This window comes from Streptomyces ossamyceticus (genome assembly GCF_001418475.1).
Classification (GTDB): Bacteria; Actinomycetota; Actinomycetes; order Streptomycetales; family Streptomycetaceae; genus Streptomyces; species Streptomyces ossamyceticus.
In genome coordinates this window covers 1-1,351 of sequence record NZ_LIQX01000748.1, presented here as the reverse complement: position 1 = coordinate 1,351, position 1,351 = coordinate 1, and the positions used below count along the sequence as shown (strand labels likewise).

Here is a 1,351-nt window from a genome sequence, read left to right as displayed (position 1 = left end):
TCAGTCTTTAGGAACGGTCGGCATGCGGATCGGACTGCGGAGACGGCGGACGGGGCCCGAGGACGAGGCCGGGGCCCTGGACCTGTACGCCGTCGCCTATCTGGCGGGCGGGGCGCACCGGGTCGCCGACAGCGCCGTGATCACGCTGGCCGAGCGCGGCCTGCTCACGGTACGAGGCACACGCGTCCGCGCCGCCGCCCGATCTCCTCGACCTCCGGCGAGCGTTGCAGGGCGCTGTGCACGGCGACCACGCGGCGGCTGCGCGGGCAGGAGGCGAGCAGCGCGTCTTCGACGGGGTGCGCGGATCGCTGCTCACCGTCGGCGGCGCGGACGCGTGTGCCTCGTACCGTGAGCAGGCCGCGCTCGGCCAGCGTGATCACGGCGCTGTCGGCGACCCGGTGCGCCCCGCCCGCCAGATAGGCGACGTCGTACAGGTCCAGGGCCCCGGCCTCGTCCTCGGGCCCCGTCCGCCGTCTCCGCAGTCCGATCCGCATGCCGACCGTTCCTAAAGACTGAGCGGGAGTGAGTCCTGTTGCCAGGACTCATGCTCAGCCGGACGCCCCGAACGGTGTTGGGTGTCCTGGTCGCCCGCTTTCGCTCCGCGTCCGGCGCGCACGGATCGTGTCCGTGGTCCGGGGATGCGGGGGCGGGGTCCCTCACGCCCCAGGATGCCCGGTGGGGCCTGGACGGTCCGATGCCCCGCACGATCACTCCGGTCGTGTGGGGGCGGTGCCGTCCGTCGCCGGACCGGGTGTCCCAGGGCGCGCCTTCCGATCGCCACGGCTGCCGCGTCGTGACGGGTGGTCTTCCTTGTCTTGCTGGTGAGGGGTTTCTGCCAGTGCTGCGCACCCCACTTGCTGGTGTAGGCGGGGTCGACGGCCACGACGGGAATGCCGAGTTCGGCCGCCATCGACACCAGCCGGGCCCGAAGCCTGGAAACAGGCATGCCAGAGATGAGCTTGCGGAACCGCTTGCGGCGGCCGTGCTTCTCACGGGTCGTCTCGCCGGTGAAGTCGAGGTCCTCGACGGCGAGGGCGAGGTGATGGCGGCGCGCCCAGTGCAGCAGACGGATCAGCGCGTGCCGGACCTGCGCGTCGCGGTGAGCGGCGCTGCCCGAGAGGTCGTAGCCGAACCGTCTGGGCGCGCCGACCGGATTGCCGTGGGCGTCCAGGCGCCAGGCGGCCAGGTGATCGGCGTTGGTATCCACCCCCACCACCCCACCCGCCCGCACCGCAGCCAGCGGCACCGTCTGCACCACGGGGTTGGTCCAGGAGGCGGTGAGGTACCAGCGGCCGCGTGCGGGGCCCTCGTGGATGCGGTAGGCAACAGCCCGGTTGGCATGGATGCGGTC

At 72.5% G+C, this 1,351-nt stretch carries 2 protein-coding genes and 1 pseudogene; 1 reads left to right on the top strand and 2 read right to left on the bottom strand.

Annotated features, from left to right (window positions below; translation table 11 throughout):
- Window positions 1-22 precede the first annotated feature (22 nt).
- A pseudogene (locus AOK15_RS44635) lies at window positions 23-262 on the top strand (TIGR04222 domain-containing membrane protein); the annotation flags it as partial.
- Here the strand turns inward: AOK15_RS44635 and AOK15_RS48020 are convergent.
- Together AOK15_RS48020 and AOK15_RS38005 are read right to left on the bottom strand one after the other, a co-directional pair.
- On the bottom strand, window positions 165-494 hold the full coding sequence (locus tag AOK15_RS48020; protein ID WP_079058934.1) for a TIGR04222 domain-containing membrane protein: 330 nt from the start codon (window positions 492-494) through the stop codon (window positions 165-167). The pseudogene AOK15_RS44635 and the gene AOK15_RS48020 sit on opposite strands and share 98 nt — an antisense overlap.
- A gap of 11 nt (window positions 495-505) precedes the next feature.
- Window positions 506-1,351: nuclease/transposase family protein (locus AOK15_RS38005; protein ID WP_478078826.1), on the bottom strand; the 846-nt coding region annotated here is incomplete at its 5' end.

Bases quoted from the DNA above. Each gene is read 5' to 3' on its own strand.
- AOK15_RS48020 (WP_079058934.1), bottom strand. From the start codon at position 494: ATGCGGATCGGACTGCGGAGACGGCGGACGGGGCCCGAGGACGAGGCC.